The following is a 26,691-nucleotide window of genomic DNA, read 5'->3' as shown; positions in this document are numbered from 1 at the left end:
TGGATTCAACGCCGGCCGCGCGGCCTCGTACCCCGCCCGCCCCCCGTGAGCGGTTGCCTCGAACGCCGTCACTCCGACGTCCGAGGCAGCTCACGCGAGCTTCAGCAAAGCTGCATCGCGATCACAACGGCGCCATCCATCGAACAGAGGCCATCGGGTGACATTTTTCAGGCAAAAGCGATGCTGATCTGAAACGACTCCGAGGCAACCATTTCGATCCGATCCACCTGTCCGGCGCGACACAAATCGTGCTCCACCGATTGCAAGAGCGCCAACCGTTGCGCCGAATCGCTGACGGTCATGCTGGCGATACCCGCTTTCATCGACAGCTTCGATTCCGATTTGGTCCGGCGAATTTCCCGCAAGACATCGGAGACCACGTCGATCGTGGCGACGATTGCCTCCGGTCCGGCGAGCGCTTCGAGCAAGCCGGCGTCCGGCCACGGAGCGCGATGGACCGACGTCGCATTCCACCACGACCAGCTTTCCTCGGCGGCAAAAGGCAGGAACGGCGCGAACAGCCTCTGGAGGACCGACATCGATTCCGCCAGTGCCCGATGCGCGGACGCCGCCCCACCGCCGGTGCCGTGCGCCCGGCTTTTCACCAGTTCGACATAGTCGTCGCAATACCACCAGAAAAAGGCTTCCGTTTGCTCGATCGCCTTGCTGTAGTCGAGAGAGGCCAGCGCAGCCGTGGCGAGTTCGACGACCTTCGAGAGGCGCCCGATCATTGCGCGATCCAACGCCTCCGTGAGACCGTCGCCGCGAGTGCAGGCAAAGCCGAGCGCGAACTTCGACACGTTCAGAAGCTTCAACGCCAGCCGCCGACCGTTCTTCATCTGCGTTTCGTCGAACGCGGCGTCCATGCCCGGACGCCCCAATGCCGCCCAGTAGCGAACGCCGTCGGAACCGTACGTGTCGAGCAGCGCAAGCGGCGTCACCACGTTTCCCTTCGACTTCGACATTTTCTTCCGGTCAGGATCCAGAATCCAGCCGGACAGCATCGCGTTCTTCCACGGCAACTGCTTCGTTTCCAGATGCGATCTGACGACTGTCGAAAACAGCCATGTCCGGATGATGTCGTGCCCCTGTGGGCGAAGATCCATGGGAAACACGCGTTCGAAGCAGCCATCGATATCTTCCCAGCCTGCCGCGATCTGGGGCGTGAGGGAACTCGTCGCCCATGTATCCATGATGTCGGTTTCCCCGATGAATCCCCCGGGCTGTCCTCGTTGAGACGCGATGAACCCCGGCGGAACATGTGACTGAGGGTCGATCGGCAGCGTGGACTCGTCCGGGCAGATGGGCGCGCCAAAATCCGGCAGGCCCAGCGAATCGAGCGGATACCACAGTGGAATCGGCACGCCGAAAACCCGTTGACGGCTTATCAACCAGTCTCCGTTCAGGCCGCCGACCCAGTTCGCATAGCGGCTTCCCATGAAACCGGGATGCCAGCCGAGCGCCTCGCCCGACCCCAGAAGCTCGTCTCGTAGCGCGGGGTCACGGCCGCCATTGCGCAGATACCACTGGCGCGTCGCGATAATCTCGAGCGGGCGGTCACCCTTCTCGAAGAACTTGACGGTGTGCGTGATCGGCCGCGGCAAACCGGTCAGATCGCCGCTCGACGCCAGCATTCCGACGATCCGGCGACGTGCTTCCGCCACCGTGCAGCCTGCGATTTGCAGGTACGATGCACGACCCTCCGGCGATTCGATCCAGTCGGGCGCGCCGCGCTCCAGACGGCCGTCCTTGCCGATGACGGCGCGGGTCGGCAAATTCAGTTCGCGCCACCAGATCACATCCGTGAGATCCCCGAAGGTACAGATCATCGCGAGGCCCGTTCCCTTCGCGGGGTCGGCAAGCGCATGCGTCATCACGGGGATGTCGATCCCGAACAACGGACAACGGACCCGGGCGCCGATCAACCGGCGAAAACGCTCGTCCCCGGGATGCGCAACCAGCGCGACGCATGCCGGTAGCAGCTCCGGCCGGGTGGTGGACACGATCACGTCGTTGCCGTCGACGTCGATAAAGCGGAGATCGTGATAGGCGCCCGCGATATCGCGATCTTCGAGTTCGGCCTGGGCGATTGCGGTCTGGAACGTCACGTCCCACAGGCACGGAGCCTGCTGGCTATAGAGCTCGCCGCGTTTTAGATTTCGCAGCAACGCACGCTGGCTGGTGCGCTGCGCACGTTCGTCGATCGTCGCGTAGGCGAGGCTCCAGTCGACCGAAATACCGAGGCGAATGAACAGATCGCGGAACGCGACCTCGTCGATCTTCGTCAACCGATGACATAGTTCAAGGAAGTTGCGCCGGCTGATCCGGGCAAACAACGAGCGCTGCGACGGTGCGACATCAGGCGCGCAATAGTCCGGATGATATTCGGCTTCCGGATCGCAGATGACGCCGTAGTAGTTTTCGACGCGCCGCTCCGTCGGCAGGCCGTTGTCGTCCCAGCCCATCGGATAAAAAACCGTCTTGCCTGTCATTCGCTGGAAGCGGGCAATGATGTCGGCATGGGTATAGCTGAACACGTGGCCGACGTGCAGCGAACCTGAAACGGTCGGAGGCGGGGTGTCGATCGAAAAGACGGATTCACGGTCGGCCTGCCGGTCGAACGCGAACGTGCGATCTGCTTCCCATTGTCGAGTCCAGCGGGCTTCGATCCCTTCGAGGGTCGGCTTGTCGGGAATGCGGTGGGTCGATGGACGTGGCGATTCCGGAGAAAGTAGTGGGCTCTTCATTGTGTGTCGGCACAGATAAGGTGACGAGTCCACGTTTGCGCAACGACCGGTGCGACTCGCGACATGAGCGAGCGCAGCGCAGGCCGGTACGGCAAACGGGGCGGGCGGTATTCAGGAACGTGGGGCAGACTGCACGCCAGCAAAGGCCGTCGTCAGCGAAGGCTGGACTGGCTTGCGAAAACGGCGCGCAACGGCACGAGCGACTGCGATATCGGGCGACGGAGGGAAGAGCCAGCGACGGAAAAACCGGCTGCAAAGAGATCCAATGAACTTGCGAGTGCCACTGGATGAAGCAGTGCGCAATGACAGATGCGCTTGAGGCGGGATTGGGTGAAGCAGTGACGCTGTTGCAGCGCTTAGCGCGTCGTTACGTTTAACGGTGACATAGCATCCTCCGGAGGTAAATGGGAGAAAAGGATTGTTCCGGCTTGTGGCGCGGACGTATTTTTATAACCGATTCCCGTCATTCCCGCAACAGGTGCGCCTCTTGAAAGGTGTGACGAAAGTCAGCGGCGGTGAGTAATGGCGCGCATCGTCGCGCTGAACGAGGATCTCTACGGCAATGGATGCCGGGGGATGGGGCAGGGGACGACAGGAAGCGATGCCGACGTCAGGCGGGCTCTACGGCGGTTGCCGGATCAAGCCAGGATTTCGTCGTAAGGAAAAGCGATGCGCCGGGTTATAAGCGTGGCAAACAAGCTTCCGTCCGTATGCGGCGCCGTCGATATCGCGGATATCGAATTAAAAGAGCGCTACGGAGATAAGTGGAAGTGCGCTGCCCTTTCCCTGATTCAGCGGGTGTTTCGGACAAGTTCGAAGATTGGGGTAATCCCGCGTTGCCGTCTTATGGAGATAAAATGCGGGATGCCAGGGGAGAAACATGAATACGTTGATTCTGTACACCTCAATAGATGGCATAATAAGCGGCATCGCGCTTCGCGATCAACGAAACAGGGAGATCGATTCATGGCAACGAAAAACTACAAGGAACTGAAGGACCAGCTTGCGAAGCTGCAAGAGGAAACCGAGACGGCACGTGTCGCTGAACTGGAAGCCGTGGTTGCCGACATTCGCGTAAAAGTGGCCGAGTACGGCATTACGGCCGAGCAGATCTTCGGTCGTCAACGCGCAAGCAAGGGCAAGACGGTTTCTGCGCCGGTTGCCGCCAAGTACCAGAACCCCAAGACGGGCGAGACGTGGAGCGGGCGCGGGCGAGCGCCTGCCTGGATCAAGGACGTGAAGAATCGCGATCGCTTTCTGATCGCATGAGCAAAGGGAGCTGCGGCTCCCTTTTTCTTTGGGCGTGCGATCGGCGGCAACCTGCTGCCTTGATAAACGAACGCAAACTGCGTCGCGCGGATCGGCGTGCGGCCTGCTGGAGTCGGCACCGCCGCGCGAACGAATCAGGGCGCGGATCAGGCGAGGGCATAGGTTGCTTTCCACACTCGAATCGCGGATGATTTTCGGGTAATGCGAATGCAAGGCCAAACCTGTTTCGTCGTTTAAAAAAATGGAATCCACCGACCTCAATCTTCTGCTTGCGCTCGATGCCATGCTGACTGAAGGCAGCGTCACCGGCGCAGCGGAACGTCTGAATCTCAGCGTACCGGCCATGAGCCGAACGCTCAATCGCGCCCGGAAGATGGTCGGCGATCCGCTGTTCGTCCGGGCAGGGCGCGGGCTCGTGCCGACGCCGCGCGCCGAAGAATTGCGCGAAAGCGTGCACGACGTCATCCAGCAAGCGACCTTGTTGCTGCGTCAAACCGATACATTCGACTTCAGGAATTTGCGCAGGACCTTCACGATTCGCGCGGACGACGGCGCGATCAGCACGATCGGCCCCGATGTCCTGAATACCCTCAAGACCATCGCGCCGCTCGTCACGCTCAGATTCACGGCGCAAGGCAGGCAGGATGTCGTCGCGCTTCGCGAGGGCATGATCGATCTCGACATCGGAGTCATCGACGACCTGGGGCCGGAGATCGTCCGGCAGACGTTGCTGCATGACCATTTCGTCGCGGTCTTTCGCGCCGGCCACCCGCTTGCGAAGCTCAAGCGGCTCTCGCCGAAGGAGTTCGTGAAGTATGAACATGTCACGGTCTCCCGTCGCGGTCTGTTGAACGGGCCGGTCGATATCGAACTCGGCAAGCATGGCCTGTCCAGACGCATCCAGTCCGTGGCCCCCACCTTTATGGAAGCGCTATCGATCGCGCGACATACCGACCTTGTCGCAACAGTCGCTTCGCGCCTCACACAAAACGCGCGCGCCGACATGGCGTTTCGCGAGCTGCCGGTTCCCACGCCGCGCATCACGATCTCCCAGGCGTGGCACCCGCGCTTCCAGGCGGACCCGGGGCACCGTGCGCTGCGCACCCTCATCCATCGCATCTGCCAATCCGGAAACGGACGAACGCCGCCGGCGCGCTGACTGTGCGCGCATGCAGCCCGTCGCGCCACACCGTCGGCGACGTGCGGGCTAAGCAGGCACGGACGAACACATCTCGTATATGACGCGCCGCAGCCACCGATGTGCCTGATCGCTCTGGAACCGGGGGTGCCATGCCTGGACGATAGCCACCGGTTCGAGCGGAACGGGAATGGCAAACCTGCGGACCCGCACGCCCATTTGCTCGATACTCCACGCGACGTGTTCCGGAATCGGCAGGATCAGGTCGGACGAACACAGCGCGAAAATCGCCGAGTAGAACGTCGGCACCACAAGCGACACGCTTCGCTCGAGGTTGCATTCAACCAGCGCCGTGTCGATCGGCCCCGCGGTGCGGCCGCGGCGGGACACGCCGATGTGTTCGTAAGCGACGAAGCGCCCGGGGGTGATCGCCTCATCGAAGATCGGATGATCGTTGCGTGCAAGCCCGACGAAGCGCGTCGAAAATAACGACTGGACATGCACGTCGGCGCCGGGTTGCCGCATCGCGTCGATATGGAGATCCGCCGTGTCGTTTGTCAGCACGTCGACTTCCGCATCGGTTTCCGGCATGAACCGCAATACGCAGTGCGGCGCCTCCTGCTTCACTCGGTCCAGCAATCTGCCGCCGAACGACCCGGTAAACGTATCGCTCGCATAGAGGTTGAAGTGGCGCTGCAGCGCGCTCAGCTCGACCTGGCGATCCGGCTGCAGGATCCGGGTCGCCGTTCGGACGGATTCCCGGACCTGATCGCGCAGCGCGATCGCCTTCGGCGTGGGCACCATGGATCGGCCCACCTTCACCAGTATCGGGTCACCGACCACGCGCCGGATGCGTCCCAGCGCACGGCTCATCGCGGGCGTACTCAGCTCCGTGCGGCGAGCGGCACCGACGACCGACCCCTCATCGAGCAACGCGTTCAGGGCAATGAGAAGGTTCAAGTCCGGCAGCGGCATGGCAGTTCCTCGTCGATACGCAGATCGCGCTGCGCAATGTGTTGCGTGTTGCATGTCGTGCAAGGCTGCGCTGCGCAAGACGGCATTTACCCGGGCGCACGCGTGCGCGGAAGATGATGCGTCAATCGGCTCGCCCGCCTCGTGGTCGAAGTCGGTCAGCAAGCAGCCCAAAGCAATGCGTCATGAAACACGATCCATTTTCGGCCGTTCATATCAGAAAGGTGCCTCGTCAGCGGCGCTCCTCCAACACGGTCGACCTCATCCTCGCGACCGCGCGCCGGCTCTGGTCGGAACGCGGGCCGCGAGGCTACACGACCAACGAAATCGCACGCGTCGCGGGTATCAGCGTCGGGTCGCTCTATCAATACTTTCCGAACAAGGACGCGGTCCTTCATGCGCTGGTTCAGCAAGAGCTGGAACAACTGATTGACGCACTCAGTTCACACCATGCGTGGCAACGCGAGGGTTCCGGTCTGCACGACCTGATACTCGCCCTGGTCACGCATCGCGGCCGCTTCGTCACCGTCCAGAAAATGCACTGCGCATGCGCTGACGCATCGCGTCCCGCATACGTCGGCGAACCGCTCGCCGGGATCCACGACGTTTTCGTGAGCGCCCTCGAACGCGACGAGTTCGTGAGCGATCTCGAGATTCGCACCGTCGCTGTCGATATGGTCGCCATCATTCATGGCATGCTCCGAGCCGCGAACCCGAACCCTGCCGACGACGCAACGCAGTTGGTTGAACGGATCGGGCGAGCGGTGTTCGGCTATCTGGAAGCGTCGCGGCGATGATCGACGATCGGCCGGCGCGTGAGCGCCGTACGCGACGCGACAAAGCGACAGGCTTTCGGTAGCGAAGGTCGGGGGAGCGCAGCAGCAACCGGAGCCCCGACCGTGAGCGGTCAATCCCGGTGGTCGGCCGCGCCTACTTTCCAGTAACCCTTGCAGCTCAGACGCTGGCGGTCCAGGAACTTGCGCTCGAGCCAATAGGCGCGCCAGCTCTTGACCCATTCCGCTTCGCCCGCCACCCAGACCTGCCCCGGCCCGCCCAGCGCGTCGATCGTCGTGATTGCATCGTCCGACGCGCGAAGCGACTCCGCACGATCGAGATCGTGACGCCACAGGATCGTCAGGTCGGCGTCCGAGCGCACCACCTGATGGTCCGACGCGTCGTGCACGACAAACAACCCTGCCGCGTATGTCTCTGCCGGCAGGCTTTCCAGAATGGACAGTGCGGCGGGAAGCGCGCTTGCGTCCGCCGCGAGCCAGACCCAACGCGAGTCCGGCAGCAGCGCGAAGCCGCCATTGCGCGGCCCCGCGATGTCGACCTGGTCGCCGCGTCGCGCGGCGCGGGCCCAGGCCGAGACCGTGCCGCCATCCCCCGCGTCGCCATGCAGGACGAAATCGATGTCCAGGGTGCCGGCCGCCGCATCGACGCGACGGATCGTGTAGGCCCGGCCGGCGCGATCGGGCGGAAACACCTTGACCCACGCGGCCGGCGAACGGACGCCGTCCGATTCGAGCCATGCCGCCAGGTCGGGGCCGCCCAGCACCAGGCGACGCATGTGAGGGGTGATGTCGAGCGCGTCCAGCACGATGGCGCTGATGCGGGCACGCGGCGAACGGCGAAGAAATTGAAGATCCATGATTGCGTTCCGTGAATGAATTGACAACGATCGATAGTGTTCGATACGGACACCCTGTGAAGTCGGCTATCCGGGTTTCCTGGGCGACCTCGCCATCCAGACGATCGCGATCGACAACGTGAAGCCGAACGTGGAGAGCACGAAGAAATCGTTGAGCGACAGCATGTCCGACTGCACCATGACGTGACGCCAGATCACCGCCCACGACTGGTGTTCGGTCAGTCCGCCCTGTTCGAGCGTGCGCAGTCCATGCGCCACCCGGTCGGAGAACGGCGTCAGCGTGTCGACCAGCGTGTTTTGATAGAAGCGCGAGCGCTCGTCCCAGAAGGTCTGCCCGAGCGACGCCACGAGGCTGCCGGACATCATCCGTATCGAAGTCTGGAGCCCGGATGCCGCGGCCAGGCGCTCCGGCGGCAACCCCGCGAGCGACAGCGCGACCAGCGGCGTCAGGAACAAGCCGATGCCGATCCCTTGCGCGAGACACGTCAGCGCGATCGTCGCGGCGTTGACCTCGGTCGTCATCGACGCGCGCCACCATGCCACCAGCGCCCACGCGACGAACGCGAGACTTGCGAAGACGCGGGCGTCGCCCCGCTGCACCCACTTGCCCAGCAGCGGCGCGAGCAGGATGCCGAACACGCCCATCGGCGCCGTGACGAACCCTGCCCAGGTCGCGTTGTAGCCCATGTCGGTCTGCAACCAGAGCGGGATCAGCACCAATGCCGCGAAATAGAGACCGAAGCCGACCGCGACCGCGAGCGTTCCCATTGCGAAGTTGCGGTGGGCAAACAGATGCAGGTCGATGATGGGGTGCTTCTCGCCCAACTCCCACACGATGAGCAGAATGAATCCGAGCACCGACAGGATCGCCGTCGTGCAGATCACCGGCGACGAGAACCAGTCGAGGATGCGCCCGCGGTCGAGCGTGATTTGCAGGCAGCCGATGGCGACCGCGAGCAACACCAATCCCGCCACATCGACGGGCAGCTTGGTGCAAGGCGTGTCTCGTCCCTTGAACAGCATCAGTGCGGACGCGACGACGAACAACCCCACCGGCGCGTTCACGAGAAAGATCCACGGCCAGCTGTAGTCGTCGGTGATCCACCCACCGAGCATCGGCCCCGCCACCGGTCCGGCCATGTTCGTCATCGCCCACATGGCCAGCGCGAAGGTGCGCTTGTTCGCGGGAAAGATCGCGACGAGCAGCGCCTGGCTCAGCGGCACGATCGGCCCGGACACCATGCCCTGCAGTACGCGCGCGGCCAGCAGCGATTCGAAATTCGGCGCAAGGCCGCACATCACCGAGGCAACCGTGAAGGCCGCGACCGACATCACGAACAGGCGAACCTGGCCGAATCGCCGGGACAGCCATCCCGTCAGCGGAATGCAAATCGAGTTCGCGATCGCGAAGAACGTGATCGCCCACTCGCCGATTTCGGAGCTGACGCCGAGATTGCCCGAAATCGTCGGGATCGACACGTTCGCGATCGTGATGTCGACGACCGCCATGAACGATGCGAGGCTCACCGTGATCGCGGCGATGATCAGCATCGGCCCCGACAGCGGCTCGATGGGCTGGAGTGCGGCGCGGGTCACGGTTGTTCTCCCCGGCCGTCGCCGATCGCGGTTGCCGCGTGTTCGTCGGCGCGCTTCTGCTGGTCGGCGTACAAGGCGGTGCGCTCCACCGTCGCGGCCCGCTTCAGGTCCTTGCCCGAAACGCAGGTGGACGTGTCGATGTCGACCTCGGTCGACATCCCGATGCGCAGCGGATGCTTTGCCACTTCGTCAGGATTCAGCCGGATCCGGACGGGTACGCGCTGGACGACCTTGATCCAGTTCCCCGTCGCATTCTGGGGCGGCAGGAGCGCGAACGCCGACCCGCTGCCCGCCTCGATGTCGTCGACCGTGCCGTGATAGGTCACGCGGCTGCCGTAGATATCGGCCTTCACGACCGCCGGCTGGCCCGAGCACACGCCGGCGAGCTGAACTTCCTTGAAGTTGGCGTCGACCCACACCTGGTCGAGCGACACGACGGCCATCAGCTTGTCGCCCATGCCCACGCGCTTGCCGAGCTGCACGGTGCGCTGGGCCACCATGCCCGAGATCGGCGAGCGGATGGTCGTTCGCTCCAGCGCCAGCGCGGCGGCACGTACGCGCTCCAGCGCGACGCGGACTTCGGGATGATCGTCGACGTCGGTGCCTTGAATCTGCGCGAGCGCTTCCGCATGCGCCTGCACGGCCGCGTCGAGGGCCGCGCGGGCCGTCTTGACCGTGTCGCCGGCATGCCGGGTCTCCTCGGCCGTCACCGCGCCCTGGTCGACGACGCGCTGCCGCGCGGTCAGGTCCGCGCTCGCCCGGTTGAGTTCGGCCTTGCGCAGCTCGATCAGCGCGGCTGTCTGCGCTTCCGATGCAAACAGCCCTTTCACCTTGCGAATGGTTTTCGCGAGTTCGGCCTGTGCGGCATCCAGCGCGATGCGCGCATCGCTCGAGTCCAGTTCGACCAGCGTCTGGCCGGCCTGAACCCGGTCGGCGTTGTCGGCCAGGACGGCGGACACGGCCGCCGCGACTTGCGGCGTGATCGATACAACGTGGCCGTTCACGTAGGCATCGTCGGTAGAACGAATCGTGTCGCCGGACAGCAGCTGCCATCCGCCCCAGGCCGCCGCCGTCACGGCGAGTACCCCGGCGATCGCGAGCAGGCGGCGGCGACGGGCCGCCGATTCGGGTGTGTGGTTGGATTGGGTGTCGGTCATGTTCGATTCCGTTAATGGGTAGTAGCGGGAGAGGGCGTCCATGCGCCCCCGAGTGCCCGTATCAGGGAAACCTGCGCATCGGCCAGCTCGGCGTCCGTCTCTGCCACGCGCCGCTGGCTCATCAGCGAGGCTGTTTCCGCCGCGAGCAGATCGCCGGCATCCGACAGCCCGCTGCGCTTGCGCGCGCGCTGCAGGTCGACGACGTGCAGCCGTTGGCGCTCCGCCACCGTCGCCTGCTGTTGACGAATCCGGGCTGCCTTGACGGTCGCGATGCCGTCCGCCACTTGCTGAAGCGCCACCGCAATCGTTGCGTTATAGGCACTCACGGCCGCGTCGTATTCGGCCACCTTGCCTTTCAGGTTGGCGCGAAGCCGGCCCCCTTCGAAGATCGGCAACGTGATGGCGGGGCCCAGGTTCGCCGTCGTGCTGCTCGCCCGGAGCAGATAGCCGATCCCGAGGCTCTGCATGCCGGCGAACGCAATCAGGTCGACGTCCGGATAGAACGCGGCCTTCGCCACGCCAATCTCGTTCGCGGCGGCCTCGACGGCTTCGCGCCGCGCCGCGACATCGGGGCGATAGCCGAGGAGCAGCGACGTGACGTTCGACACCGGCGCGGGGTCCGCCAGCGCCCGAAGGTCGGGCCGCCGCAATTGATCGGCGAACGCGGGCGTTTTGCCGAGCAATGCCGCGATTTCATGGCGTCGCCGGGCGATGTCCGCGTCGTAGCGCGCGATGTCCGCTCGCGTCTGCGTGGCGGCATCGCGGACTTCGATTGCATTGAGGTCGGTGGACAAGCCGGCGTCGATGCGCAACGCCTGCAGCTTCAGTACGTCCTCGCGCCGCGACAGTCCTTGCGCGGCGACATCTCGCAGCTTGTACGTCGCATCGAGTTTCAGATACGCCGCCGCCAATGCGGTTTGAAGTACCAGCCTGGCGTCCTCCGCTTCGAATCCGGCCGATTCGGCGCGAAAGCGGGCGGCATTCGCAGCCTTGCTCCACTTGCCCCAGAAGTCGACGTGATAGCGCAGGTCGAGACCGAGCGCGCCTCTGCTGCCGGTGTTGTCCGCATAGGGCGCGGAATACGTGTCGTGGCCGGGGAACCGGTTGGCGCTGACCGACGCGGTGCCGTCCACGGTCGGCAGCAGGCCGGCCGCCGCGACTGCGCCGGCCGCCTCGGCTTGCTGCAGGCGAGACTCGGCGATCTGGATCGACGGTGCGTCACGGGCAGCCTGTTCCATCAGGGCATCGAGCTGCGCGTCGCCGAACGCTTGCCACCACATGGGGGCGGCGATGACGGGCTCGGCGGAACGCTGCAACGCCGAGATTTCCTTTCCGCTATCCAGCGTGTCGGGGGAGAGCGCGACGCGCGACGGTTGCATCCCGTTGCCGCTCGCGCATCCGGCGAGCACGGCGACCATGATGGCGGTGAGCGAAGCAGCGATGATCCGGCCGTCGATCGAGCGGCTGTCACGGCCGCTGCGGGAGCGGCACCGTCTCGTCGGCTCGTCGAGCCGTTTGAATAAGGAGCGGTTGATTTTGAGTCTCCGGTTGAGTGCATGGCTCGTATCCTGGAGGACTCGGTGAGTTGCGTGAATGATCTGTGCGATAAGTTAAACTTGCGTTTTTTGCAAGTGACGGATGTAACGGCGAGCGATCCGGGGGACATCTGGCGAGCTACATGGGAATCCTGCAGGCGGATGTTTTCGGCGGGTATGACAGGCTGTATCGCGACGGCACGAACATCGAGGCCGGGTGTATGCGCGGCGCAAGTTCCACGACCTGTGAAAGATGGATGGCCCATCAATTGCCCCAACAATAAGGCGGAGCGTGCGATCAGGCCGGTGGTTCCCGGCAGGCAAATTTGTCTGTTCTCAGGCTCCGACGGCGAGGGGCCAAAGCTCGACGGTGATCTATAGCCTGATGCACGAGTTCGTCTTCAGCGAAGACAGCTTGGGTAAGCCGGATGATTTCGGATTCCATATCGATCAATCGATGATCGATGAAACACGCATCACGCTGGAAAGGGCGATGGGACGGATGAAGTTCTACGACTAGGGTGACAACTGGCAGCCTGGGAGAAAGGTCGAGAAGGCGCTGGTGCTCGTTCCAGACAGACGCCGATCGCCGTGCTTGGGTGGGCGGAATGCGTGTCCACCGGAAGACGTCGATGGAGTGCGAGGATACGCCGACTTCTTCTGAGCGATCGCCGATCGGACGCTTGGTGTGGCGGCAGACTCGATCCCGCCGTGGCCGATCTCGTGCTCGCGAATCAGCGGTTCTCGGAGGTCAAGTTCCAATCGTCGAGACGGCGTCGGATTGACGCTTTCCTTCGAGCGTCGGCGCGACATTCGTCTTGCGTTGCTTTCCTTGGCCGCTGCCGTTATCTGTTCGCGATTTGCGGATGCCCCGTGTCGGCGAACCGGAATACCTAGTAATTCACATTGACGGTCACGGTGTCGGAGTAGGTGTCGGGGGTGTAGTTTGCGTTGGGTACGGTCGCATAGACCGTGAGCGACTGGCCCTGACCGCTGCCGCTACCGGATTTGCCGTTGCCTGCCGTCGTCGACGTAGCCGTGTTGCCCCACGGCGTTCCGCTCGGACCGGGCGTGGAACTGAGCTGGTACGGTACTTGATCGGTGTTGCCGCTCAAGGCCCCCTTCATGACGCCGGCGCCCGCGGTGTTGCCATTGGAAGGCGCGAGACCCACGAAATAGGGCGTGCCGTTGGTGCAGCTCACGTTAAGGGTATTGCTGGCGGTTGTGTTGACCGAGGTCGAGGGAACCGCGCCAAGGTTGACGTTGTTCGCCGTAACGACGCAGGCCTTCTGTACCGTCGCGGACGCGACAAATGACGCACTCCCGGCGTTGAGTGTGTTCGGGCCGCTCGAACAGGAACCCGGCGGCGTGCTTGTGTTCATGTTGTAGGAACCGCTGACGGTCGCGGAGAGCGTGCTCGTGTAAGTGCCGACCGGGGCGGTCGTCTGTCCTCCGGGTAACTGCGCATAGAACGGAGTCTGGCCCGTGACCGTGGTCGTCAGGATCAACCCGGCCGGAATGGCGACGGAAATGCTCAACGGTATCGGTGTCGCCGAGGTCGCCGTGGAACCCCATATCTGACTATCCGTCGCATTGGCATAAAGCTGGTATTGCAGGTTGCTGCTGCCGTTGTTGAGCAGGCGCGGGTTGGCCTGAGTCCCGCCGGTGCCGGTATTGAGATTCAGGCACATCACGATGTTTGCCTGCGGCGACAGGACGACACCCAGGATCCCCGTGCTGGTGCAGGACCATCCGATCGAGCCGCTGATGTTGACGGCGCCCGACGTGAAGTCGACCGTGCCGAACTGGACATTGCTGATGGTGGGGTTGGCGCAAGTGACCGTCTGGGCGTCGGCCGAGCGCGGCAGGGCAAGGCCGCCGATCAGCAGCGTCAGGATAAGGAGCAGCATGCGCTGATAGTGCCGGCTCATGGGGAGGCGTCCTTGCGACAGCGTAGTGGCCCGATCTCGGGAATGGTCCTGCTCTCGTTGTGATAGTCGAAACTCGCCTCACATGTTCCGGTGGGCGTGTGGACGACGAGCGTATTGTGTTCGTCCAGTGTGTCCAGGTAGACCACGCCGTCGAAACCGGTCATGGATCCACTGTCGGCGCGGTCCTTGATCGTCACGCGGCTGCCGAGCGGCAGGGGCTGGCCGCTGTCGTCATGCAGGATGATCGAGGCAGCGCGTATCGGTGCGATGCCAAAGCGCACCAGCGCTCCGGCGCGGTCGGTGGGGGTGGCGAGCGCCTTGACGCGATCGATTCTCACGTTCGCCGGAAGATCCATCGGATCGATGCTGAGCAGATTGTTCTGATAGGCATTCAGCGGCGACACCAGCAGCATGCCCCGGCTGTCCGTCGTGCCGATCGGATTGTTCTCGAGCTTCACGGGCACATCGGCGATGCCATCGGTGGATACCACGGCGAAACCCGTACTGATCTGCCGTGCGGCAAAGACGTCGCCGCTCATCAGCACCAGCGCGCCGGTGGCGCCCGCATACCCGTAGCGGGTCTGGCCGACGGAATTGACGCCTGCCTGCAACTGGCCGTAACGTCCCAGATAGTCGACCTCGCCTTGCGCGCCATTTTGATCGTTGCCTTGACGCGCCGCGGCGCGCCAGCTGAAGCCGCCCTCACTGGGTGGCGACTGGCTTGCGTTGACGACGAAGCCGGTACTGTTGCCGTTGCGCTGTACGCTGCCGCTTACGGTCATGTTGTGTTCCAGCGCGATGGTGGCCACCAGAAACATGCTTCGACTGGCCGCATTCCCTATGTTCTGGTTGAAACTGAGATTCAGCGACAAGGAATGCCCGAGGGATTTGAACCAGTACACGCTGGCAAAACGGGTGGCTTCCTGCTGCGGGTAGCGCAATTGGACGTAGCTCGCGCCGAAGCTGCCGAGATGCGTCGTGCTGTAACCGGCGGTCGCCTGCCCGCTGAGGTTGGGCGGAGGCGGCCCGTAGAGCGTGGCCGCATCACTGTAGTCGCCACGGGTATGAACGCCGCTGGCACTGAAATTGAAGCGGTCGTTGCGCCAGCTGTAGCCCAGCCCGTACTGCGATCCGCTATGACCGGCGAATGCGCTCTGCGCCAATGACGCGGACACGACGCCACCGGCGCTACCCAGCAGCAAGGCGCCGCCGCCGCCGCCGTTGATCACGCGGCTGGTCGCCTCGGCATGAGCTTCGACGGTGAGGTGGTCATTGACGCCGTAGCGCCACGTACCGCTGCCGACGGGGTCATGGCCGTAGCTGAACGAGGTCAGCCCGTAGTTCTCGCGCACGACACCGAATTCCGCCGACCAGTCCGAGAGGCCCTGCTTCAGCAGTTGCCGTTCATCGTACAGCGAGAAATCAAGGGTGGTGGATCGGCCCAGTGCATCGGTCAGCACGACTTGCGCGTTGCCGGCGCCGCTTATGTTGGGGATCGTATTGAGCTGGAACGGACCGGCCGGCACCTGGCCGCTGTATTGCTGCAAGCCGTTGATGAACAACTGCACATTCGAGGGCAGCGTGGCCGAACCGAGAAACGACGGTAGTGGCGCGGTGACCAGATAGGGCTGTAACGTGAAATTGGTGCCCAGCTGCACGCCGGCGATACGAGTCGGGCGAGACCACGACAACGCGTCAGTCAATGTGTCGCCGATCCGCAAGGTCGTCAGGCTGTCTGGAAACGAAGTGCTCCAGCTGGTATCCAGGCGGACCGAGTGGTTCTGCCAGCCCGTGCCGCTGCCGTGGGTGGCCTGCGAGAGCGTGGTGGAGCTCAATACGCCACTGCTGTCGAACGCACGCAATTCCGTGAATGCACTCAGGCTGCCGGCCTGCGGGCCCTGAGTCCCGAACAGGTTGTAGTTCAGCAGGATGCCGGGCGAGGCGGTTGCATGGGGACGACTGTTGTCGGGGGCATTGAGCACCGTCGTGCCCAGCTTGAGCATGCTCAGGGGGGCGATGACGGCCACCGTCTGGCGACGGGTATCGTAGTTCGCCTGCACCCCGTTCAGGCTATTCAGGCGTACCGGATCGGGTACGCTGGCCGGCAAGATGAAGCCGAGTCCACGCAAGGTCGCGGTGCTGGCCCATAGCTCGCCGTCGAGGTAGATGAAATGCGCCAGACCGCCCTGAACATCGTTGACGGTGACCTCGAGGTACAAGTCGGTGCCACCGAGGCGGCTCGCACTGTCACTGCTGTCGACGAGCGGTGCGGTATCGGTCGGGGAACCCGTGGACGTAGCCGTGCCGGCGGCATGGCTACCGGACACGAGCAGGCTCTGCAACAGGATGATCTCAGTGAGAACGGTCGGCCAGCGACAGGTTCTGCGTGACCTTCTCGCCATTCACCATTGCCTCAAGAGTGCCGCCAGATGCAAAGACCGCGGTGGATGGCTTCAGCATCCAGCGCATGGTCGCGCCCGGTAGCACGTAGCCCAGTAGTCCCGCGGTGATGTCGGTACGGTGTCCCGTGGCGTCCACATAAGCCAGGCCTGCCAGTTGGGTATGACTGCCGCCGTGATTGCTCACCTGCAGCATCACGTGATTGCCGTCCCGCAACAGGCTCCACTGCAGTTGTGGCGGAGCGGCCGCTACGCCGCCCGGCTGAATGAACACAGGTACCGAGTAGTGCAGCACAAACTGCAACCCCGGCTTGCCTTGCGCATCGATCGGCAGCTCGTCGATCGACAGCCGGTAGGCATCTTCCACCGCGCCGACACCATTCGGCGGCGCATCCACCCGGATAACCCGCACCAGTTGGCGATCGCCGACCGCCAGCTGCAGCATCGGCGGGCTGATCACGAGGCCGTGAGACTCCGCGAGTCGATCGCCCTGGCTATCCTGTGTCCAGTGGTATACGCGAACCTGTGCATGCACCACGCTGTCGCCGGTATTGCTGAGCCACAATCCGTCGGCGTTTTGCGTGGCCTTCAGGCTGAGGGTGGTGGGGGCCACCTGCAAACCGCTCGCATCAGCGCTTCCGCCTGCCGCCAGCAGACTGACGAGCAGGCCGCTGCATAGCGCATGCAGCCACCGTGTGTGCTTCATGGCATCGGTTAGAAGTTCACGTTGACGGTAACCGTATCGGCATAGCTGTCAGGCGTGAAGTTGGCACTGGGGGCGGTAGCGTATACCGTCAGCGATTGCGCGTTTCCCGTACCTGTGCCGGCCACGCCATTGCCCACCGAGGTCGAGGTTGCGGTATTGCCCCAGGGCGTACCCGACGGACCCGGGGTGGAGCTCAACTGGTACGGCACTTTGTCGGTGTTGCCGGCCAGTGCGTCGGCCGTGCTCATGGCGCCGCTGCCGGTGGTGGTGCCGCCGTTGGCGGCCGACGGCGCAAGGCCGATGTAGTACGGCGTGGTCTTCGAGCAGGTCACGCTGATGGTGTTGCTGCCGGTGGTGTTGACCGCAGTGGCGCTCACGGTGCCGAGGTTGATGTTGGAGGCGGCGCCGGCCGTCACGGAGCACGCCGTCTGAATGGTAATCAACACCTGGAAGGTCGCCGTGGCAGGACTGGCGGCGGTGGCGGGAAGGGCCGCCAGGCCGGCAGCGACGAGCAGGCTGGCGGCGAGCGGGGTTTTATTGAGCGACATGAAAGCATCTCCCGATGAATGAATTAACCGAAAACTCCAGGCAATATGAGGCGGCGGTTGTTAAACCACGGGGCGTATCTCCGGTTTTTTAAAATTCATCACGCGAGAATTATCGGCATTGCACGTAATTGAGGCCCCGGCAGCCACTAATCTTGAGCATGCCAGCCTGTCGAGCATCGCACTCCGCTTGCGGCTGCATACCCTCATCAGAGGCTGATTGTCGAGTACTTCCTTTTGTTTTGCTGTTTTGATTCGGACTGCTGTTAATTTAATGTAACAAAAAGGAATCTGTCAGCTTCGTCAGTCGTATGAAATTAAACGGATGCTCACTGCGCGACGCAGATGCTACCGAAAAATTTTCTCGCTTAATGTTAACAAATGATAGTACGAGTCGAACACTCCGTAAAAGTATTGCCGCGTCGGCGGAGCGGGTTCACGTGGAGCCTGATGGTGCCTATTGATTCGTGATGCAGATGGAATCTGGATGATTTCGGTGAATTCACACCATGTCGAGAAACGTGCGCCACGGCGTTTTCGATAGCGGCAGGCGCGCAGCAGATGCCGCTTCGAGGTATGGCCTTCGCGTCCAGTCGGACACATCATTCCGGGTTTCTCGACCCTTGAACCGGACTGTTTCTCGGGTTCGGGGCAGGTCAGGGTTGCCGGCGCGGCGTATCCGACAACGCGCACTTCGTTCCTACTACGAGTAGCGCGTTCCTCGCAATCCCCGAAAGACGATCGATTTCCCGCGTTTTTCGGGAAGCTGGCGCGCCTGGAGGCACTAGCATGATGTCGATCCAATCTGGTTCCATCGTATCCGTCCTGAAACAAGGCAAGGTTGAAAGAGCGGAAAGGTACAAGAGGTCAAGCCATGCTGAAAAACGCCACGACACGCGGGAAACTGCTTTCCGGGTTCGGTCTCGTTCTGCTGTTGTCTCTGATCGCTGGAATTGTGGCGCTGCTGCAACTGCGAATATCCAACGACAACCTGAGCCGGGTGGTGGTCGACGGCAACACCCGACTGGCCCTTGCCAAAGACTTATCCACGCAAATCCGGATCGGCCTGGCGTCGATTCTGACGACCGTGGTCGTGACGGATGCGGAAGCCGCGAAGTCCGCGATGAGCACCGGCCTCGCCGCGGAGCAACGATTCCTGAAAGGGAGGGAAGAGCTCCGCAAGCTGTACCGGGGCGACGCCGAGGGCAGCAAGCTGGTCGACGTCTTCTTCGACGTAGAGGACCACCGAACGAAGCCTGTTTTCTCGCACTACGTTGAGCTGGCGCAGCGGGGGAGTCGGGAGGAAGCCAGTGCCTGGCTGGTGTCGCGCACGCTGCCGTCGATGCAGCTCCTGCAGGATTCGATCACCAGTATCGTGGAATACCAGAGCCGCCAGATCCAGCAGATCCAGGAATCCAACAATCGCGACTACGGGCTTGCGATCTGGATGACCGTCGGCGCACTGGCGTTGTCGATGGTCGGAGGTGTCGCCGCAGCCGTCACCTTTTCGCGCAGCCTCTACAAGGAATTGGGCGCGGAGCCCAGGGACCTCGGCGCCGTCGCCAAGAGGATCGCGCAGGGTGATCTGAGCCAGGCCATTGACGCCGGCCATGATGACGTCAGCAGTGTGATGTCCAGCATCGCGAGAATGCAGGCCAATCTATCCGACGTGGTGGTCAAGGCGCGGATCAGTTCGGAAAGCGTCGCGTCCGCCAGTGCGCAGCTCGCGATGGGGAATACCGATTTGAGCCACCGTACCGAAGAGCAGGCCAGCGCGGTGGAAGAGATCGCGGCCACGACGGAACAGCTCAACAGCACGGTGCGCAACAACACCGACAACGCCAGGCAGGCCAGCCAACTCGCTCAAGTAGCGGCCGACGTTGCGACACAGGGCGGCGCGGTGGTGGGCCAAGTGGTCGGCACCATGCAGGCTATCAGCGACTCCAGCCGCAAGATCGGCGACATCATCGGCGTCATCGACGGCATCGCCTTTCAAACCAACATCCTCGCCTTGAACGCCGCCGTGGAGGCCGCCCGAGCCGGTGAGCAAGGTCGCGGCTTCGCCGTGGTCGCAGGCGAGGTGCGCAGCCTGGCGCAGCGCAGCGCAGTGGCGGCCAAGGAAATCAAGAGCCTGATCACTCACAACGTCGGGCAAGTCGGCCAGGGGACGACCCTGGTGGACCAGGCCGGCAAGACCATGCGCGACATCGTCACGTCCATCAAGCGGGTGAGTGACATCGTCGAGGAGATCAGCACGGCCACTCAAGAGCAGAGCAACGGTGTCCATCAAGTCGATGGAGCCTTGGGAAAACTGGACCAGACGACTCAACGTAACGCGGCCCTGGTGGAGGAGAGCGCCGCTGCAGCCGAGAGCCTGAAGGTTCAGGCGCAGCAACTCGTTCAGGTCGTTGCGTTCTTCAAGCTCGCCAGAGGCATCGGTATCAACGTCGAACAATCGGGATGACGAAGGGAATTGAACCGCATCGGGGTTAGTCGCGGCTCCGGCTCTTGAGGGAACGGAGCCGTGAGCGCGAAACCGGGCAAGTTGCCTCCGGACGTCCGGGAGCACGGCGCGTATCGCGATCAACTTTCCGCCAGGGCCTGTCGAGCCTGGCTGGATTCCGACAATATCGACGCGAGATTCGCTGCCTTGTCGAATCCGTCTCCCGGAGGCGGCTATCGCGGCGAATACGAGGACCGGAAAGTTCAAGGATTGTCATTTCCTGATCGTTTCCGTGCGCGGTCGGGGGGGACGACATTCACGCTCAGGCAAGATCATGCAAGAATTCCCGGCTGCTTCGCCGGTTAGGATCGAGAGTAAATAAAAAGCCTCCCACGCTTGTGACAAGGGTTCGATTCCTTTCGCTTGCTCCAGTGAAAGCATGATCGAGGAGCGTGGGCGAGCAGGTTTTCAGGTGAGTCGCAAAAAACGAAAGCGAAGTATTGTGATGCTCAAGATTGACGAAAAGCTTCCGATGGGAGCGCGCATTACCAATCTCATGTCGGACGGAGGTGAGTGGACCGTTACGGAACTTCGCCGATCGTTGGACCTGACATCCATTCAAGTGCGGCAAGTAATGCGCAAGTTGGCTGAAAATGGAATCGTCAGCGTTACTCACTGCCTTGTCGCGTCGCGCGCGCATGTCTATAAGCTCGCCGACGCCGAAACGTATGGCCAGGAGGACAGAGAGGCCGCTTTGGACCGAACTCACCGGTCGTACAAAGGATGGCCCGATGCAGACCTGAACGTATCCGCTGCCATGTATGCACTCGTGCGCGCAAGCGACAACGTTGAGGTCGGACTCGAAGATCAATAGGAAGCAGTCGGCACCGTCATGTTGCCGAGGGGTATCGCAGGATTTCGGGACGAAGAAGGCGAAATCGCGCGATCGCGCCATCGGTTTCAAGTGGCGGCCGTCGGCCTGGCCGCGCTTCAGCATCGCAAGACGTCGATTCGCATCGAAGGCGGCCCGGAATCCGCCGTGCTGCGTTCCGTTCTCGATCGCATTTTTCGATGATCGGTCCGCCTCAAAACACCAGGATCTGGATCGCGGCGGGCGTCACCGATATTCGATGCGGCTTCAATTCGTTGGCCGCGAAGGATCCGACACGGCCAAGGCGATTCGGTATGCACTGAATCGCTGGCCAGCGTTCGTCTACTGCTGCAGCGATGGGTGTGCCGAGATCGACAACAGGATCGCCGAGCGAGCACTGCGAGGCGTCGCTCCCGGAAGGCGGAACTATCTGCTCGCTGGCGCCGACTCCGGCGGCGAACGTGCCGCCACGATGTACAGCCTGATCGGCACGGCAAGCCTGAACGGCTCCGATCCCGACGCGTATCTCGCCTGCGTGCTCGAGCGCATCGCCGATCGTCCGGCCAACCGCGTCGACGAACTGCTTCCGTGTAACGTGGCGTCGTCGCTGTCGCCAACCGCTCGCGTCGAGCCCATCCGATAGCGCCGCGAATCTCGGTCTTCAACAACCAGCACTGCGGTACTGCCCGGGTGCTTTCGCCCCTCGACTAGAGGCAGAAATTGGAAAGCACCCATGCTGGACCAGGCTGGAGCAGGTATGTGCCATCAGGGGACCTCCGCGCAGTTCCCGGTAGGGCCCCCGCGATTTTTCAAAACACAGGTTCCCAACTCGATCGCTACCACTGCGCGTCCAGCCCCGAATCACAGCAACTGACCGAGCGGGCAAGACTTCGTTCGTCAGTGGCCCGCATGCGACACTCCGGCACTGCCGTTGCGACGGCAACACCGGCTCGATCTTTATCTAGAGCGTGCGCATCGAGGTTCGAGCGCGTGATCCGAACATAGCTGCGATGATCTGGCAAAAATGCAACCCAAAGCATGTTGCTTCGGTCCTCGTCCGTGCCTCTGTCGGAGAGCTCCCTATCCGGCCCTACCTCGTAGGCCGGCATCGCTACTTTGGCCCGATAGCACTCGTACATATTCGTTGCTGCGCCATCCGTGATTGGTTCAAACCAGGCCAAGTTCATTTTTCCGCCGGACCGACCATCGGACGGCACCACGGCAATGTTTACAAAGCCACCGCGTCCACCCTCGTATTCAACTTCACGGACGACATTTGGAACCTGCTTTGTTCCCGCCTTGATTCTTCCCATTTCAGGGAACATGCCGTCCTCACGCGGCGCCACGAAAGAACCGTTCCCCCACCAATTCGCAACCGAAATCCCCGTGAGAACGTACGCGTCCACACTTGGCGGCGATGTTGGCCGGACGCCATGCATGGAAAGATTGCGGATCTCGCCCTCGCCGGCATTGAGCACTTTGACAGTAACAGGCATGGGTGCCCATGCGCCCTGCGTCTCCTGAGAGGGGGCGAGATCGTGCACCGCATCCCCCTCGCGTTCATGGCCAAGCCATCGAACGCGCAGACGATTGCCGGGGAGAAACGTCAAGGACAAGATCGTGCGCGTAATGCCCAATTTTTCAGGCAAGGAAATCGGTGCCGTCACGCTGTGCACCTGCGACGTACCTTCAATTCGCTGCGACACCGACCACGTGACATGCAGAATGTCCTCGCCCGGTTGGGGCGGTATATCCGGGTGCACGGTGAGAGTCGGTTGGTCATCGCTCCAGTACGACTTTCCGGGACTAATGCCGTACTCGAGTACGTTCTGTCCATCGACGTGATGCAATTTGCAGCTCGGGTAACATGCCCGCTCACCAGACACCGAATACAGGGCTGGAATTACCGTGACTCTGAACACCTGATTGTCACCGGCTTCGTCCAGCGCGTTGTGTGCCTCGGCGAGTATTTCATGCGCGTTCGAGCCTGACTCTGCATTTGAAAGGGGCGTCGGTAGCTGCACGTCAGCAGGGTTGCAAGCAACCATCGCAGGCAAGACGAGTGCACCAACGATATTCGTGAATAGTCTGTGCGCAATCGGTTTCAGACGTGCTAAAAATGGCGTCATGCTGGTTAATAGGGCTTCGAAGGGGATTATGCAGAGGGGCCAAGGTGGGCCGATCATCACATATCAACTACGGCAGGCCAATCGAACGGCACTTTTGCGGGACCGCTTCCGGCCCGAACATGGGCAGCGGGCCACATTCGTTTGAGTGCTCGCGCGCCGACAAACTTGACTACCTCTTCGCTGCCGCCGGTTGCTCACGTCGAACTCATCCGGGGGCATCGCGTATCACTCATTGTCAAAGGCCTTCGCTACGGTAATGATCGAGCGCTTACAGTGCTCCTGCCCGGCTCCGTGCAAGGTCGTCACCGCCGGCTGCGCAGTTGTGCCGCGGCCAGACCCGAAGTAACGGAGCGGGGCGACGCAAAGTATGTGTTCGTCAGGGCGCGTGCCAAGGTCAACAACCTAGCACAGAAAGCGATCAGCCCGCCGGTGGACGTGAGCGGCGCATGCGCGGATTTCGTGCCTCGAAGCACACACTCACGCTAGTCGCGCGATCGTCGACCGATCCGTTGGCGTTTCGCCTAGTAGCGGTATCTGCTGCGTGCCTGCCTCCATCGCAAACACTTCGGCATACGTTTTTCGACATCGCGACACTTCGTCGATGTCGCCCGGAATCCGTCTGCGGCATGAAGCAATCGGCCGCTTTCACGGTCCTTGTGAACCTACTCGGTTGGCTGACAATTCGGTCGGACGATCTTACGGGCGGTAAGCGTTGTCAAGCATTGCAAAATCACCCGTACGGCGCTTGTCGACTGAAATGGGATCACGCAACATGGATTCCATAATTTGCCGAACTTGGTATTCGGCAATCACGGTGTTATTTCCGATTCGATGGGTTGTATGAAATATGATGAAACAATTATCAATCGCCATTCGGCTGCCGGACTATGCACGTTACGTGCTGATTGATGCGGCAAAGTTCGGTATCGATCGAATCGATCAGGTTGCAGAAAGATTGCGAGCGGAATATCCCGACGCCTTTCATTCTGAGGAATCTCTTCCGGAGCGAGGCTTCGTGCACCCGCCGATGACAGGGATTCCACACCGCCGGCACACATACAAGCAATTCCCACCGTTACTTATTTCCAGGCCAATCGTTCCGTGATGTCGGTTCACGTTTCCAATGATATTCAATAATTATTCTTGGTCGCATTAATTAAATATATTAAAAAATACGGGAAAATCAGTATATTTCTGAAACTTGTTGTGTGTTGGTTGATGAATCACTCAAGCTGGCAGAGCCATATCCGTTATGGAGGGTTCGGCACATTCAGGCTCCGGAAACCTCTTGCGGCGCCTGGCTCCGTGGTGTTTCGCATCTCTGGCTGTCTATCCGGTTATTTCAATGCAACGCCAGTGAGAATTTGCAGGTATACACGGGTTTGGATGCCATAAATCGTTCTCTTTATCCGCCGTGCGCCAGCGGGAATCAATGTGATCGACTATTCCCCAATTGTCGCTATCGGTTGAATAAGGCCACTCAGTAGATATGTGTAATTTGTTTGCGGAAACACGGTAATACGTGTCGCCCATGAAGTAACCGCGTATGTGCTTGAAATAGTGCTGACCATTCTTGGTTCCGAGATACCACAATCGATCGTAGCGGCTATCCGGCTGGTTTTTTCGTCGACCCATATCGGCCAGCATGGCGTCCAGTGTGAGCGGACGACTGATGTAACCCGATGACAGCCAGACGGCTCCACCCATTATCATGTTATCCAGGATTGGCAAACGGCTGAGGAAACCAAGAGACGCGAGTGCGACCACACACCAGCAGCACAGCAAGAAGCGCTTGCCAACGGGTTTCCCATTTCGTGATTTTGGCGATTTCATGATGTTATGGATTGGGCTGAACGTTCAGGCCACTTCGTTATACCTGTCTCGGGGCTTTATGTGCCCGATTTGCCGCCCGGCCCAGTGCGCGGGACTTTGCCGCAATCGAGACGCACCGGGGCAAGGGTTTTGCGGGCGGCTGGAACAACCGGCGAAGCATTGTCGCACGGGGCCTCGAACAGTCGACGGCATCCACCGTCGGACTGGTCGGCTAGCTGTAAAGCCTTGCCGGATAGGGGCGTGACTTTCGGTACGGTGTGTCCTTCGTCGGAGCGATTGTTGACGCTTCAGACGTTGGGGGCAAGCGGCTGCTTCCGGGCGCTCACCGCCCTATACCGGAGCGTGACAATCGCTTCGGGTGTGCGCTCTCGTTCAATCGGCATGACCGGTGGTTTCAAATTGTCGCGCCGTCAAGGTGGCGCTCATAGTGAATCTGGTCATGCCAGGTTCCGTGAAACTGCATGCTGCGTCGCGAAATTCCGTACGTAGCGAATCCGTTGCGCTCCAGCACGCGAGAAGAGGCCTGATTATCAACGCGGACTTGTGCTTCGATTCGCCATAAATCCAGGTCGACCAGGGCCGTTCGCAATACCAGCCTGACGGCCTGAGATGCATATCCGAGTCCGGCGAAGCGCTCACCGATACGATAGCCAAGAGAAGCTTTGCTGAAATAAGGTCGTACTACGCCGGTGAGGTTCACCCTGCCAACAATCACTCCGTCTTGCTTCAGGAGATGCTGATAGGCTCTGTCGTTTCGGGCGTCACTCGTTGCTGCCGCGATTGCATTTCGCACCGACTCGATGCTGTAGTAACTGTCATCCCGAGCTTGAACCCAGCGTTCAAACCATGCCCTGTTGTCGACCTCGAACTGCAACAGGGGTACCGCATCGTCTAGCGTCGGGTGGCGGATTTCCAGCATTTTTTTGAATGAGGTAAGAGCGGCCCGTTTTCCCGGGCAGATGGATTGCCTGTACTGTCGGACAGGGCTCATCCGACGATTGTCGATGATTTATCCGGTGCTGTCGAACGTCTCGACGTGGCGGATCCGGTCAGGTGTTTGGGCGGCACCGATACAGACTCGCATGACCAAGCTCGTACTCCCGGAGCGGGCCAAGTCGAATCTCGTCGGCATTCAATTGGCTTGCGAGCTTCACATAGGCAAACACGGATATCGATTTCGGGTTCGTGATATCGGCCGGTCTCACGTCGATTGATACGCGCCTGTAACCATCCGGCTGGCCGATGCGCTCCAGTAGATCCATCGCTGCCAACGTTTCCACGTCGACCTCGAACACCTGCCCCTTGACATGCTCGCCCCGGCCGGCGTGCAGGACTAGCCATGGCGAGTGACGTTCGCCCACGAGATACAGCGGATAGAGATCTTCCGTCTCGAAGTTGCCGCCGAGGCGAGTGCCTTTGTTGACCGCGAAGTTGGGGAAGCCCTCTTTCAGCGTTCCAAATACAAAGATTCTGTGCGTGGCGTTTGACATGGCGGCGTGCTCGATTCGCAAGTCGATTGCTCTTCGGTTCAGTTGAATCCAAAATCGGAAGACATGACTATGTGTTGTCAATATTCGGGCGTCCAGGAACGGCGCTGGCGGACCGGCGGTTCGAAAATCATTCGCTATCGATTGGCGTTGATTGCCTGCGGATTCAACCCGTCGATGCAACGAATTGATGAAATCGCTCAGCCGGTGTATCGAAGTCTAGTGTCTTTCGCGGACGCTCATTGAGCCGCCTGGCTACAGCATTGAGCTTGGCCTGCGAAT

23 protein-coding genes and 2 pseudogenes are annotated in these 26,691 nt (G+C 61.6%); 11 read left to right on the top strand and 14 right to left on the bottom strand.

What is annotated here, in order from left to right; all coding sequences use genetic code 11:
• Nucleotides 1–167: 167 nt before the first annotated feature.
• On the bottom strand, nt 168–2,747 hold the full coding sequence (gene valS / locus GQ57_RS29975; protein ID WP_034199757.1) for a valine--tRNA ligase: 2,580 nt from the start codon (nt 2,745–2,747) through the stop codon (nt 168–170).
• Nucleotides 2,748–3,713: 966 nt separating this feature from the next.
• On the opposite strand from valS, the gene GQ57_RS29970 reads away from it, so the two are divergent.
• Nucleotides 3,714–4,016 (top strand): H-NS histone family protein, encoded by a 303-nt coding sequence (locus GQ57_RS29970; RefSeq protein WP_031401687.1) that lies wholly within the window; start codon nt 3,714–3,716, stop codon nt 4,014–4,016.
• A gap of 241 nt (nt 4,017–4,257) precedes the next feature.
• A complete protein-coding gene (locus tag GQ57_RS29965) occupies nt 4,258–5,175 on the top strand; it encodes a LysR family transcriptional regulator (RefSeq protein WP_031401688.1) in 918 nt (305 codons plus the stop codon).
• A gap of 48 nt (nt 5,176–5,223) precedes the next feature.
• Here the strand turns inward: GQ57_RS29965 and GQ57_RS29960 are convergent, their stop codons facing one another.
• Nucleotides 5,224–6,129, bottom strand: coding sequence for a LysR family transcriptional regulator (locus tag GQ57_RS29960; protein WP_034199756.1), 906 nt, complete (start codon nt 6,127–6,129; stop codon nt 5,224–5,226).
• Between the two features lie 182 nt (nt 6,130–6,311).
• Here GQ57_RS29960 and GQ57_RS38345 point away from each other — a divergent pair, with 182 nt between their 5' ends.
• Nucleotides 6,312–6,923 carry a TetR/AcrR family transcriptional regulator gene (locus GQ57_RS38345; RefSeq protein ID WP_160257567.1) on the top strand — a complete coding sequence of 204 codons (612 nt, stop codon included), beginning with the start codon at nt 6,312–6,314 and terminating at the stop codon, nt 6,921–6,923.
• Between the two features lie 110 nt (nt 6,924–7,033).
• Here GQ57_RS38345 and GQ57_RS29950 read toward each other — a convergent pair whose 3' ends face one another.
• From GQ57_RS29950 to GQ57_RS29935, 4 genes are all read right to left on the bottom strand, one after another.
• On the bottom strand, nt 7,034–7,726 hold the full coding sequence (locus GQ57_RS29950) for a siderophore-interacting protein (protein ID WP_160257566.1): 693 nt from the start codon (nt 7,724–7,726) through the stop codon (nt 7,034–7,036).
• 117 nt (nt 7,727–7,843) lie between these two features.
• Entirely contained in the window at nt 7,844–9,373 is a 1,530-nt protein-coding gene (locus GQ57_RS29945; RefSeq protein WP_034199754.1) for a DHA2 family efflux MFS transporter permease subunit, read from the bottom strand.
• A complete protein-coding gene (locus GQ57_RS29940) occupies nt 9,370–10,530 on the bottom strand; it encodes an efflux RND transporter periplasmic adaptor subunit (RefSeq protein ID WP_052001528.1) in 1,161 nt (386 codons plus the stop codon). Before GQ57_RS29940 ends, GQ57_RS29945 begins: the two co-directional genes overlap by 4 nt.
• 11 nt (nt 10,531–10,541) lie before the next feature.
• Complete coding sequence (locus GQ57_RS29935) at nt 10,542–11,948, bottom strand: efflux transporter outer membrane subunit (protein ID WP_052001527.1); 1,407 nt, start codon at nt 11,946–11,948, stop codon at nt 10,542–10,544.
• A 138-nt stretch (nt 11,949–12,086) separates the two neighbouring features.
• Between GQ57_RS29935 and GQ57_RS44425 the strand changes: the two genes are divergently transcribed.
• The 3 genes and pseudogenes from GQ57_RS44425 to GQ57_RS43910 form a co-directional block, all read left to right on the top strand.
• The gene (locus tag GQ57_RS44425) at nt 12,087–12,446 is read left to right on the top strand and encodes an IS66 family transposase (protein ID WP_152603386.1); all 360 of its coding nucleotides are present in this window, start codon (nt 12,087–12,089) and stop codon (nt 12,444–12,446) included.
• On the top strand, nt 12,436–12,585 hold the full coding sequence (locus GQ57_RS43915) for a hypothetical protein (RefSeq protein ID WP_235215150.1): 150 nt from the start codon (nt 12,436–12,438) through the stop codon (nt 12,583–12,585). Before GQ57_RS44425 ends, GQ57_RS43915 begins: the two co-directional genes overlap by 11 nt.
• Nucleotides 12,586–12,597: 12 nt before the next feature.
• Nucleotides 12,598–12,729, top strand: a pseudogene (locus tag GQ57_RS43910) (IS1096 element passenger TnpR family protein); the annotation flags it as partial.
• A 229-nt stretch (nt 12,730–12,958) separates the two neighbouring features.
• On the opposite strand, the gene GQ57_RS29925 reads toward GQ57_RS43910, so the two are convergent.
• The 4 genes from GQ57_RS29925 to GQ57_RS29910 are packed head-to-tail and all read right to left on the bottom strand — an operon-like array spanning nt 12,959 to nt 17,649.
• Entirely contained in the window at nt 12,959–13,996 is a 1,038-nt protein-coding gene (locus GQ57_RS29925) for a Csu type fimbrial protein (RefSeq protein WP_052001526.1), read from the bottom strand.
• Nucleotides 13,993–16,338, bottom strand: coding sequence for a fimbria/pilus outer membrane usher protein (locus tag GQ57_RS29920; RefSeq protein ID WP_200880673.1), 2,346 nt, complete (start codon nt 16,336–16,338; stop codon nt 13,993–13,995). Before GQ57_RS29920 ends, GQ57_RS29925 begins: the two co-directional genes overlap by 4 nt.
• 10 nt (nt 16,339–16,348) lie before the next feature.
• A complete protein-coding gene (locus GQ57_RS29915; RefSeq protein ID WP_031401697.1) occupies nt 16,349–17,101 on the bottom strand; it encodes a fimbrial biogenesis chaperone in 753 nt (250 codons plus the stop codon).
• Between the two features lie 8 nt (nt 17,102–17,109).
• Nucleotides 17,110–17,649 carry a spore coat protein U domain-containing protein gene (locus GQ57_RS29910; RefSeq protein ID WP_052001525.1) on the bottom strand — a complete coding sequence of 180 codons (540 nt, stop codon included), beginning with the start codon at nt 17,647–17,649 and terminating at the stop codon, nt 17,110–17,112.
• A gap of 871 nt (nt 17,650–18,520) precedes the next feature.
• Here GQ57_RS29910 and GQ57_RS29905 point away from each other — a divergent pair.
• The 4 genes and pseudogenes from GQ57_RS29905 to GQ57_RS29895 form a co-directional block, all read left to right on the top strand.
• The gene (locus tag GQ57_RS29905) at nt 18,521–20,110 is read left to right on the top strand and encodes a methyl-accepting chemotaxis protein (protein WP_052001524.1); all 1,590 of its coding nucleotides are present in this window, start codon (nt 18,521–18,523) and stop codon (nt 20,108–20,110) included.
• A gap of 484 nt (nt 20,111–20,594) precedes the next feature.
• Nucleotides 20,595–20,963, top strand: a complete 369-nt coding sequence (locus tag GQ57_RS29900; protein WP_031401700.1) for a hypothetical protein — start codon at nt 20,595–20,597, stop codon at nt 20,961–20,963.
• An 18-nt stretch (nt 20,964–20,981) separates the two neighbouring features.
• Nucleotides 20,982–21,164 carry a hypothetical protein gene (locus GQ57_RS42295; protein WP_152603385.1) on the top strand — a complete coding sequence of 61 codons (183 nt, stop codon included), beginning with the start codon at nt 20,982–20,984 and terminating at the stop codon, nt 21,162–21,164.
• A gap of 85 nt (nt 21,165–21,249) precedes the next feature.
• A pseudogene (locus GQ57_RS29895) lies at nt 21,250–21,603 on the top strand (IS66 family transposase); the annotation flags it as partial.
• Between the two features lie 193 nt (nt 21,604–21,796).
• Here GQ57_RS29895 and GQ57_RS42285 read toward each other — a convergent pair.
• Nucleotides 21,797–23,089 carry a hypothetical protein gene (locus GQ57_RS42285; RefSeq protein ID WP_152603384.1) on the bottom strand — a complete coding sequence of 431 codons (1,293 nt, stop codon included), beginning with the start codon at nt 23,087–23,089 and terminating at the stop codon, nt 21,797–21,799.
• 850 nt (nt 23,090–23,939) lie between these two features.
• Between GQ57_RS42285 and GQ57_RS42280 the strand changes: the two genes are divergently transcribed.
• Nucleotides 23,940–24,194: a hypothetical protein gene (locus GQ57_RS42280; protein WP_235212774.1), complete on the top strand. Its 255-nt coding sequence runs from the start codon at nt 23,940–23,942 to the stop codon at nt 24,192–24,194.
• A 224-nt stretch (nt 24,195–24,418) separates the two neighbouring features.
• Here GQ57_RS42280 and GQ57_RS42275 read toward each other — a convergent pair whose 3' ends face one another.
• The 3 genes from GQ57_RS42275 to GQ57_RS29880 form a co-directional block, all read right to left on the bottom strand.
• Complete coding sequence (locus tag GQ57_RS42275) at nt 24,419–24,922, bottom strand: hypothetical protein (RefSeq protein WP_152603383.1); 504 nt, start codon at nt 24,920–24,922, stop codon at nt 24,419–24,421.
• A gap of 394 nt (nt 24,923–25,316) precedes the next feature.
• Nucleotides 25,317–25,913: a GNAT family N-acetyltransferase gene (locus tag GQ57_RS29885; protein ID WP_200880672.1), complete on the bottom strand. Its 597-nt coding sequence runs from the start codon at nt 25,911–25,913 to the stop codon at nt 25,317–25,319.
• A 58-nt stretch (nt 25,914–25,971) separates the two neighbouring features.
• Nucleotides 25,972–26,412, bottom strand: a complete 441-nt coding sequence (locus GQ57_RS29880; protein WP_031401703.1) for a gamma-glutamylcyclotransferase family protein — start codon at nt 26,410–26,412, stop codon at nt 25,972–25,974.
• Nucleotides 26,413–26,691 lie beyond the last annotated feature (279 nt).

Source organism: Burkholderia sp. MSh2, assembly GCF_000731655.1.
Taxonomy (GTDB): Bacteria; Pseudomonadota; Gammaproteobacteria; order Burkholderiales; family Burkholderiaceae; genus Burkholderia; species Burkholderia paludis.
Note: the sequence above shows the minus strand (reverse complement) of the source record. Positions and strands in the feature narration are given on the sequence as shown.

Excerpts from the sequence above, each read along its gene's own strand:
- GQ57_RS29900 (WP_031401700.1), top strand. The coding sequence starts at position 20,595 with ATGCTCAAGATTGACGAAAAGCTTCCGATGGGAGCGCGCATTACCAAT.
- GQ57_RS29925 (WP_052001526.1), bottom strand. The coding sequence starts at position 13,996 with ATGAGCCGGCACTATCAGCGCATGCTGCTCCTTATCCTGACGCTGCTG.
- GQ57_RS29915 (WP_031401697.1), bottom strand. The coding sequence starts at position 17,101 with ATGAAGCACACACGGTGGCTGCATGCGCTATGCAGCGGCCTGCTCGTC.
- GQ57_RS29935 (WP_052001527.1), bottom strand. The coding sequence starts at position 11,948 with ATGGTCGCCGTGCTCGCCGGATGCGCGAGCGGCAACGGGATGCAACCG.
- GQ57_RS29905 (WP_052001524.1), top strand. The coding sequence starts at position 18,521 with ATGCTGAAAAACGCCACGACACGCGGGAAACTGCTTTCCGGGTTCGGT.
- GQ57_RS29880 (WP_031401703.1), bottom strand. The coding sequence starts at position 26,412 with ATGTCAAACGCCACGCACAGAATCTTTGTATTTGGAACGCTGAAAGAG.
- GQ57_RS29910 (WP_052001525.1), bottom strand. The coding sequence starts at position 17,649 with ATGTCGCTCAATAAAACCCCGCTCGCCGCCAGCCTGCTCGTCGCTGCC.
- GQ57_RS42295 (WP_152603385.1), top strand. The coding sequence starts at position 20,982 with ATGTTGCCGAGGGGTATCGCAGGATTTCGGGACGAAGAAGGCGAAATC.
- GQ57_RS29960 (WP_034199756.1), bottom strand. The coding sequence starts at position 6,129 with ATGCCGCTGCCGGACTTGAACCTTCTCATTGCCCTGAACGCGTTGCTC.
- GQ57_RS42275 (WP_152603383.1), bottom strand. The coding sequence starts at position 24,922 with ATGAAATCGCCAAAATCACGAAATGGGAAACCCGTTGGCAAGCGCTTC.
- GQ57_RS44425 (WP_152603386.1), top strand. The coding sequence starts at position 12,087 with ATGGCTCGTATCCTGGAGGACTCGGTGAGTTGCGTGAATGATCTGTGC.
- GQ57_RS29965 (WP_031401688.1), top strand. The coding sequence starts at position 4,258 with ATGGAATCCACCGACCTCAATCTTCTGCTTGCGCTCGATGCCATGCTG.
- GQ57_RS29885 (WP_200880672.1), bottom strand. The coding sequence starts at position 25,913 with ATGAGCCCTGTCCGACAGTACAGGCAATCCATCTGCCCGGGAAAACGG.
- GQ57_RS29970 (WP_031401687.1), top strand. The coding sequence starts at position 3,714 with ATGGCAACGAAAAACTACAAGGAACTGAAGGACCAGCTTGCGAAGCTG.
- GQ57_RS42285 (WP_152603384.1), bottom strand. The coding sequence starts at position 23,089 with ATGACGCCATTTTTAGCACGTCTGAAACCGATTGCGCACAGACTATTC.
- GQ57_RS38345 (WP_160257567.1), top strand. The coding sequence starts at position 6,312 with ATGAAACACGATCCATTTTCGGCCGTTCATATCAGAAAGGTGCCTCGT.
- valS (WP_034199757.1), bottom strand. The coding sequence starts at position 2,747 with ATGAAGAGCCCACTACTTTCTCCGGAATCGCCACGTCCATCGACCCAC.
- GQ57_RS29940 (WP_052001528.1), bottom strand. The coding sequence starts at position 10,530 with ATGACCGACACCCAATCCAACCACACACCCGAATCGGCGGCCCGTCGC.
- GQ57_RS42280 (WP_235212774.1), top strand. The coding sequence starts at position 23,940 with ATGAAACAATTATCAATCGCCATTCGGCTGCCGGACTATGCACGTTAC.